Origin of the sequence: Pontitalea aquivivens (assembly GCF_046507575.1) — a bacterium.
GTDB classification, from domain to species: Bacteria; Pseudomonadota; Alphaproteobacteria; order Rhodobacterales; family Rhodobacteraceae; genus Pontitalea; species Pontitalea aquivivens.
On record NZ_JBKFEY010000051.1, the window covers coordinates 1 to 7,391 of the forward strand.

Sequence of the window (7,391 nt, forward strand, 5' to 3'; positions counted from 1 at the left end):
GCTCGGCCGCACGCTGCCCGCGCCGCGCACTATCGAACTCAACGCCATGGCGCTGACCGGCCGGGTGCCGGCGCCGAACCCGGCGGACGCAGGCTGGTGGTATCCCATGGTCGAACGCCGCGTGCGGCTTGCGGGCGACATGACCGCCCCGCTCGCGATGGAGGAACACGCCGATCCCATTGCGGAAGCGGTCCGCTGGTGCATCTGCGAGGGCGAGTTGATCCAGGCCATGGGCCGCGGGCGCGGCGTCAACCGCAGCGCCGCCACGCCGCTCGAGATCGACCTGCTCACGGACGTGGTCCTGCCGGTGACCGTCAACGCGCTGGTGCCGTGGTCCGACCTCCGCCCGACCCGGCGCGACCTGATGGCGCTCTCGGGCATCGTCCTCGAGAACGCGGCCGACATGGCGGCCTGCTTTCCGGAGCTCTGGCCGACCCGCGAGGCTGCAAAGAAGGACGGCCAGAGGAAGGGGACAAATGACTATTATAGAGACCTCTATAATAGCAGAATGTCCCCTTCCTCTGTGAAGGTGATGTACCGACCGGAGGGTTCAGGGCATCGCACCCGCACTGCCCTTGTCGATCTCGCTCGCATTCCAGATCCGGAAACCTGGCTCACCAACCGCCTCGGGCCTCTCGCGCAGTTCGGTATCTCATCAGCGGCCGCCGGGCAAGCGCAGGGCCGGGAACGGATCGACGCCCTCTCATCCCGCCTGACCTCCAGCATGCAGGCCGTGATTGCGATGCGCAAGGCAGCGCTGGAAGGCCTCGCCGCTCGGCTTGAAGCTGCGACACCGGCGCGCCTGCAACGAAATGCAACACCGAAAACCTGTCCCAAAAAGGAGGATTGATTATGTGTTTCGACACATTGCGTGTTTATGAGTCGGGCCGCCTTTACGACGTGGCCTTGCCAGATTGGTATAAGGAAGCCGATCGCCTCAGCAGGGAGGGAAACGTCAGCTGGCATCACGCGTTCACCCGGGTACTGGGCTGCTATTGTGTGCCTCTCACGGACGACGGGTGCCAAGGTGGCTGGGTTGAAGTGCGTTTCTGGCCAAGCGAAAAGGTTGGCAACTTCGTTCTTATCGATACGGAAGCCGGGATCATCGAGCAGATCCTTATCCCGAACCCCGTCGACTGGCTGCCCTTCCTGACGCAACACCTCACGCCGCTGATTTCTGCTGCGGCACAGGCGGCGAGTGCGGAGCGGCAACGCAAGCTGACCCAGGCATTCATTGCATGGGCGCGCCATGGCGAAGGCAGCCATGTCGATCGCGACACTGGCCTCAGCCGGATCGACCTCGACAACGACCACGATCGCCGCCGGGCCCAACAGGCCCGCGCGGTCATGGAAAGAGAGAGGCGGGAGGGGCGCGCATGACAGCGATGCGCTGGCATCCTCCCGGCTACGGCGGCCAGCGCCGGGACCCCGAGCAGGTCAAGCGGGACGGCTGGCACGAACAGCGCGTTCTGGCCGTGTCGCTCGACGACCCGCGCCTCACCTGGCCCGAGCGCGAACTCGTCCGTCAGTTGGGCGACAAGCTCTATGGCAAGCTGCCCGCAGTGAGGGAGGTGCGCCATGGCTGACCGTGTCTGGACCGCAGACGACGTCGCCGATCATTTCGAGGAGGCGTTCCGCACCCTGCGCAGACTGCCGGCTGTGAAGGCACAGGGCTATTTCAACACTTGGCCCGACATCGTGCGCACCAGCCGCGAGATCGCGGCGATGGAACCGCAGCCGATGCGGGTCTGGCCCTCGGCCGCGGCGATCACCCGGCTCGAGCAGACCTTCGACTGGGTGCTCTGGATCGAGGAGGCCGAGCGCAAGCTGGTCTGGTCCCGCGCCGCCCGCGTGCCGTGGAAGCAGATCAGCGGTGAACTCGGCTGCGACCGCACGACGGCCTGGCGACGCTGGCTACTGGCGCTGACGAAGATCGCAGCAAGGCTGAATGCTATGTGACTCCAAAGTGTTGCAACACTTTTTCCTTCGACACATGCATCAAATGCGTGCTATCCGGAGGGCATGATGGTGAGAGTGCGTCGGGCGACGGCTCTCCCCATTTCCGTTAGGGTGGATACCTTGGTGGACTCCGGAGTCCAGCCGGAATCCGGTTCGGAGTCCAACGGTGGTCGGGAACGGTTCGAGCGCGAGGTTGTGCGAGGGGCATTTGCCCACCGCTTGCCCCGTCGAAAACCTTCTCCGAAGGGGGCGAGAGGCCGGTTTTTTCGGCGCAATATGGTGGCCGGATGACCGGAAAAACTCTCTCCGCCTTCCGCTAAGGCATTGATTTTACGGTTCCTTTATGTTCACTTCCTATGCTGGGGGGCGCAGCGCGCAACTTCGCTAGCGTCAGGCTCGATTTTTTGGGAGTCCAGCGGAATCCAGAGTCCACCTCGGACCGCCTGAAAGAGGCGTAAAATCAAACAGATGCGAGTCCTCTGGGGGTGGATTCCCAGGTGGATTTTCTGGCCGCCGGAATCCAGCTGCAAGCCAGAGGATCCACGGGGAGGGCACCCTGCCTCTGGCGAAGGTGTGATCAACCCGGAAGCGGGTCTTTTGGTGTGTGCCTTTCGTCTCGCTTGATTGCCAGGAGCACCGAATGGCCTCCACAGGCCGCATCATTGGGAACGAAGCTTTCGATGTCCATTCCGACAGCATCGAGGCGTGCAGCGTATTCCGCCGGTGACAGGGATGCATGAAAGACGGCTCCATTGCCGACCCGTCCGACAGCTTCCGCTTCATTCGGCCCCACAGTCACGAGGAGGGCGCCACCCGGTGCGATGTGGTGGGCGAGGCGCGGGATCACGGCGCGCTGCTCGTCTTTGGTCAGGTGGAAGAAACTGTCCCAGGCGACGATGCCTGCGAACTTCGTGGGGAGTTCGATCTCGCGCATGTCGGCGTCGATCCAACGCTTGTCCGGAAAGCGACGTCGTGCAATCGCCAACATGTTGCGCGAGAAATCGACGCCGGTCACGATACGACCCTGTTCGATCAGGTAGCGCGCGATAGGCTCTCCGGCGCCGCAACCGAGGTCTAGAACGCCGCTGCCCTTCGGGACATGGGCAAGCAGCCGATCAAGCCAGTATTTTTCGAACAGGACGCGGGACCGCGTTGTGTCCCAGTGCCCTGCATTGGCCTCATAAACGGCCCGGTGCGAGTGTCTGATCTCCTCCATGCCGGTTTTCTACAGCACCGGCGCGATGTGGGTCCACCCCCGCTGCGCCCAACCTATCGAACAGGATCAATCACATGACCCTCGCCTTCGCCCCCGAGCGGATCGAGCAATGGCCGCTTGCGCGCCTGCAGCCCTACGCGAAGAACGCGAAGATGCACGGCGCGGACCAGGTTGCCAGGATCGCCGCCAGCATGGCCGAGTTCGGCTGGACGGTTCCGTGCCTGGTCGCCGAGGACGGGGAACTGATCGCAGGCCACGGGCGCGTGCTGGCCGCAACGCAGCTTGGGCTGACCGAAGCGCCGGTGATCGTGCTCGGGCACCTGACCGAGGCGCAGCGCCGGGCGTACCGGATCGCGGATAACAAGCTGACGGAGCTCGGCACCTGGGACGAGGCGCTGCTGTCGGAGGAACTGAACGACCTGCTGGCCGAGGATTTCGACCTGTCGTTGGTCGGGTTTTCCGATGGCGAGTTGGACAAGCTGCTGGCCTTCGTACCGGAGGGGGACGGGGAAGAAGGTGGCGCCGGGGGCTCCGTGCCGCCGGTGACCATCCCCGAACCACCGCGCAATCCGGCTTCGCGGGCGGGCGATCTCTGGATCCTCGGCGACCACCGGCTGCTCTGCGGCGACAGCACCAGCGCTGCCGACGTTCGCCGCCTGATGAATGGCGAGCGGGCGATCTTGTTCGCGACCGATCCGCCGTATCTGGTGGACTACGACGGCTCGAACCATCCGACGCGCAACAAGGACTGGTCGGCGTCCTACGGGACGACATGGGACGACAGTTCGCAAGGGGCGGAACTCTACGACGGTTTCATCGCCGCCGCCGTAGCCGAGGCAATCACCGAGGATGCCGCCTGGTACTGCTGGCACGCCTCGCGCCGCCAGGCGATGCTCGAAGCCTGCTGGGAGAAGGCGGGCGCCTTCGTGCACCAGCAGATCATCTGGGTGAAGGACCGCGGCGTCCTGACCCGGTCCCACTACCTCTGGAAGCACGAGCCCTGCTTCATGGGCTGGTGCCGCCCCAACCGTCCGCCGAAGGTGGCCGAGGAAACCCTGCCATCGACCTGGGTGCTACCGTCCTTCGCCAAGGACGAACGCCCCGATCACCCGACCCCGAAACCGCTCGACGCCTTCGGCATCCCGATGCGCCAGCACGTCGCCCGCGGCGGGCTCTGCTACGAGCCGTTCTCCGGCTCGGGTTCTCAAATCATGGCGGGCGAGGCCAATGGCCGCCGCGTCTTCGCGATGGAGATCAGCCCAGCCTACATCGATGTCGCCGTGGAACGCTGGCAGGCAGAGATCGGCCGCGACGCGACCCTCGACGGCGACGGCCGAACCTTCGCCGAGGTGAAGGCCGAACGGCTGGGCGAAAAGGCCGAGACCGCTGCCTGATGGCCGTCTACTACAACGATGCCGATCCCGCGGCCTGCGAATGGCTGCGGGAACTCATCGCGGCAAGGCTGCTGCCAGCTGGCGAAGTGGACGAGCGCTCCATCCTCGAGGTGGAGCCCGCCGAGCTGCGCGATCCCACCTCTGTAGAGTCAATAGGAGTATTGACAACAGCAAATGCTAAGTATTCTTTAGTGACGGTGCCTTACAGAGGTGGGTTATGGCAGAAGAGTCGAAGAGCTTCGAAGGCGTTCCGCTTGGCGCGCTTTTTGAAGCGAGTCAGAAGTCGCTTCGCGAGCTGAAATTCAAGATAAAAGAAGAAAAGATAGGTAATGGAAGGATTTTGGCTAAGTCCAAGGTTACTATGAGCTCTTTTGGGCAGGATATTGAATTAAGGATGGTAGAAATCGGGCAATCCACCGAACTCAAGATAACAACATCATCTGGCCAGCTAAGCGATTGGGGTGAAGGCAAGAAGATAATTGAGAGCATACTTTCTCAGATTGATATCGAATTACAAAAGATACGAGATGCCGGCCGAATAGCGCCAATCGACTCACCAAAGTATGGGTTTGGCGAGTCAGTCACGCCACCGCCTTCGTCTTCAGGGGCGCAGGCACCAGTCGAGAATGCTCCTGAAAAAAAGGGCTCGGGTGGGAATTGGGCTTTGCGGGTATTGGTTGCAGGCGGCCTGTTTTGGCTTTTCTTTACGAGTTCTGGGGCAGAGTTCGTTTCTTCAATCCTTAGATCACTATCTGTCGAAACCGATATCGCGCAATACGACTGCGATATGGCTGCTTCCCTGGTCGAGGGGGAAAACCTTCAGAATGCTTTTGGCGGACGGTTCAGGATCCTTGATGTTTCGTCTTTGAGCCAAGTATCTAAGACGGAGGAAAGAATTGTCTGCACCGGAATCGTTGATCTCAGCAATGGAAGGTCAGAGAGAATGCGAATCACTGTTGAAAGAGGCTCGACCTCATCCGAGGTTCGCTTTCGCGTAGAGCCACTTTGAGCACTGTGCATTCTCGCTTGCTGATGGGATACCCGGCCGCATCGGGCTCCCTCGGCGCTACGGCAATGCGATCGTTCCGCCGCTCGCGGCGGAGTTCGTGACGGCCTTCATGGAGAGCCTGCGATGAAGCAGAGCCGGACCATGTCGATGGTCGAGGCGACGACAAACGTTGTCGTCGGCTACGTTTTGGCCATCGCCACGCAGATCGTCGTGTTCCCGTGGTTCGGGATCGAGACTGGGCTCGCGGAGCATCTGACCATCGGCCTCGCCTTCGTCGGCGTCTCGCTGGTGCGCGGCTACCTGCTGAGGCGGCTGTTCGAGGCTATCCGAATGCGGAGCGCAGAATGAAGAACCGCCGCCCGGCGTTGGGCGGCGGCAACTGTCCGTTTCGGTGCGGAGCGTCAGTCACGGATGGCGTAAACACGCCCCCTTCCGTCGACCTTCTCGGAGGTGATCGTCAGGCCCAGCTTCTTCTTCAGCGCGCCAGCAAGCGCGCCTCTCACCGTGTGCGGTCTCCAGTCCAAGGCCGCGACGATCTCCTCGATGGTCGCGCCGTCCGGCGCGCGCAGCATGGTGATCAGCGTGGCCTGCTTGGTGCCCTCGCGCGGTGTGCGCGCCTTGGGCGCGGTCTCGGTGCCGGTGGCGGCCTCCGGCGCAGACTGCTCGGTCGGTGCGTCGGTCGCGCCCGCAGGTGCGGGGTTCGCGTCCTCGGGCTCAATGCCGATGGCGGCGAGGCCTGCGTCGGTGGCGACCAGCGTGACGCCGTGGCCGTCGCCTGTCTCGCGCCAGATTGGCTCGCCCTTGCGCGTGTCGGCGTCGACCTCTTCGAGGAAGCCCTTGGCGAGCATTGCGCCGACCACCTTGGCGGCGGCGCCACCCCGCAGGCTCTCGAGCAGCGGCAGGGCGATATGCTCGGGCCGCTGTGCGGCGGCGCTCAGGATCAGGGCTTGGGTGTCGGAAAGCTTGGTCATCGTCGTCTCCCGTATCGGGGCGCGCGGGATGCGGGCCCTTCTACGAGGTCGAGCCCGCCAGTCGGCGGGCGGGACCGGGAGCGGGTCGTCTTACTCGGCGTGTTCGCCTTCCCTGAAGGCCATGTCGGAGATCTCGCGCAGCTTGGCGCGGTAGTGGTTCAGGGTGCCGACATGGCCCCAGTTGATCTCGTCGGGGCTGGTCTTGAAATGGTCCGCGCTGAGGGTGGCGAGCCGCTCCAGCATCGCGTCGATCTCGATCTTCGCGGCGATGAAGGCGTCGAGGGCTGCGGAATTGTCGGCGGTGCGGCGCTTGGTCATGGTCTTGTCCTTGTCAGAGAGTTGGGCGGGGCGCTTGACCCCGACGGTTCAACCTCAGGCGGCGCTGGTGGCTTCCAGCGCGGCGATGTGGCCGCGGAGCGTCGCGGCTTCCTCGCGCGCGGCGTCAGTCCAGAAGGCGGCGCGGGCGTTGCAGGCGCGGGCGAGGCGCTCGGCGTCTGCCTTGGTGAAGCGGTTGACCTTGTGCGCGCGGCCATGGCCCGTGCAGGTGGCGCGATGCGTGCCGCCCTCGGGCGTCAGCGTGAAGGTCATGGGCCCGAAGTCGTCGACGACGATCCAGTTGTGCGAGGCGAGGGTGGCGCAGGCGCTCGGCGCGAGGCGGGCTTCGATCTCTTCAGCGGCAGCGCGGAAGGTGGCGATCAGGTTGGCGGCGGGGTTGGTCATGGCGGTGGCTCCGTGGGGTGAGTTGCATCGTTTCCGTGCGATGACATTCGCTCTACCCCAGCGATTATCGTAGGTAATTATGAGCAATTTCATTGCTTTATGATCTATTCGGCCAGCATCAA

General features: G+C 63.6%; 11 protein-coding genes and 1 pseudogene. 8 read left to right on the forward strand and 4 right to left on the reverse strand.

Annotated elements, in window-relative coordinates:
• From ACK8OU_RS19555 to ACK8OU_RS19570, 4 genes and pseudogenes are all read left to right on the forward strand, one after another.
• Positions 1 to 850, forward strand: a pseudogene (locus tag ACK8OU_RS19555) (hypothetical protein); the annotation flags it as partial.
• Between the two features lie 2 nt (positions 851 to 852).
• Positions 853 to 1,380 (forward strand): hypothetical protein, encoded by a 528-nt coding sequence (locus tag ACK8OU_RS19560; protein WP_410305015.1) that lies wholly within the window; start codon positions 853 to 855, stop codon positions 1,378 to 1,380.
• Positions 1,377 to 1,586 (forward strand): hypothetical protein, encoded by a 210-nt coding sequence (locus ACK8OU_RS19565; RefSeq protein WP_410305016.1) that lies wholly within the window; start codon positions 1,377 to 1,379, stop codon positions 1,584 to 1,586. Before ACK8OU_RS19560 ends, ACK8OU_RS19565 begins: the two co-directional genes overlap by 4 nt.
• The gene (locus ACK8OU_RS19570) at positions 1,579 to 1,959 is read left to right on the forward strand and encodes a DUF6362 family protein (protein WP_410305017.1); all 381 of its coding nucleotides are present in this window, start codon (positions 1,579 to 1,581) and stop codon (positions 1,957 to 1,959) included. Before ACK8OU_RS19565 ends, ACK8OU_RS19570 begins: the two co-directional genes overlap by 8 nt.
• Positions 1,960 to 2,536: 577 nt before the next feature.
• Here ACK8OU_RS19570 and ACK8OU_RS19575 read toward each other — a convergent pair.
• Positions 2,537 to 3,097 (reverse strand): class I SAM-dependent methyltransferase, encoded by a 561-nt coding sequence (locus ACK8OU_RS19575; protein WP_410305025.1) that lies wholly within the window; start codon positions 3,095 to 3,097, stop codon positions 2,537 to 2,539.
• Between the two features lie 152 nt (positions 3,098 to 3,249).
• On the opposite strand from ACK8OU_RS19575, the gene ACK8OU_RS19580 reads away from it, so the two are divergent.
• The 4 genes from ACK8OU_RS19580 to ACK8OU_RS19595 all read left to right on the forward strand — a co-directional run bounded on the left by ACK8OU_RS19580 (position 3,250) and on the right by ACK8OU_RS19595 (position 5,926).
• Positions 3,250 to 4,569 (forward strand): site-specific DNA-methyltransferase, encoded by a 1,320-nt coding sequence (locus ACK8OU_RS19580; RefSeq protein WP_410305018.1) that lies wholly within the window; start codon positions 3,250 to 3,252, stop codon positions 4,567 to 4,569.
• The gene (locus tag ACK8OU_RS19585) at positions 4,569 to 4,868 is read left to right on the forward strand and encodes a hypothetical protein (RefSeq protein WP_410305019.1); all 300 of its coding nucleotides are present in this window, start codon (positions 4,569 to 4,571) and stop codon (positions 4,866 to 4,868) included. Before ACK8OU_RS19580 ends, ACK8OU_RS19585 begins: the two co-directional genes overlap by 1 nt.
• Positions 4,787 to 5,578: a hypothetical protein gene (locus ACK8OU_RS19590; protein ID WP_410305020.1), complete on the forward strand. Its 792-nt coding sequence runs from the start codon at positions 4,787 to 4,789 to the stop codon at positions 5,576 to 5,578. Before ACK8OU_RS19585 ends, ACK8OU_RS19590 begins: the two co-directional genes overlap by 82 nt.
• A 123-nt stretch (positions 5,579 to 5,701) precedes the next feature.
• Positions 5,702 to 5,926, forward strand: coding sequence for a DUF7220 family protein (locus ACK8OU_RS19595; protein WP_458524362.1), 225 nt, complete (start codon positions 5,702 to 5,704; stop codon positions 5,924 to 5,926).
• A gap of 53 nt (positions 5,927 to 5,979) precedes the next feature.
• On the opposite strand, the gene ACK8OU_RS19600 is transcribed toward ACK8OU_RS19595, so the two are convergent.
• The 3 genes from ACK8OU_RS19600 to ACK8OU_RS19610 form a co-directional block, all read right to left on the reverse strand.
• Positions 5,980 to 6,549, reverse strand: a complete 570-nt coding sequence (locus tag ACK8OU_RS19600) for a DUF3489 domain-containing protein (protein WP_410305022.1) — start codon at positions 6,547 to 6,549, stop codon at positions 5,980 to 5,982.
• 90 nt (positions 6,550 to 6,639) lie between these two features.
• Positions 6,640 to 6,867 carry a hypothetical protein gene (locus tag ACK8OU_RS19605; RefSeq protein ID WP_410305023.1) on the reverse strand — a complete coding sequence of 76 codons (228 nt, stop codon included), beginning with the start codon at positions 6,865 to 6,867 and terminating at the stop codon, positions 6,640 to 6,642.
• Positions 6,868 to 6,921: 54 nt separating this feature from the next.
• Positions 6,922 to 7,269 carry a hypothetical protein gene (locus ACK8OU_RS19610; protein ID WP_410305024.1) on the reverse strand — a complete coding sequence of 116 codons (348 nt, stop codon included), beginning with the start codon at positions 7,267 to 7,269 and terminating at the stop codon, positions 6,922 to 6,924.
• Between the last annotated feature and the right edge of the window lie 122 nt (positions 7,270 to 7,391).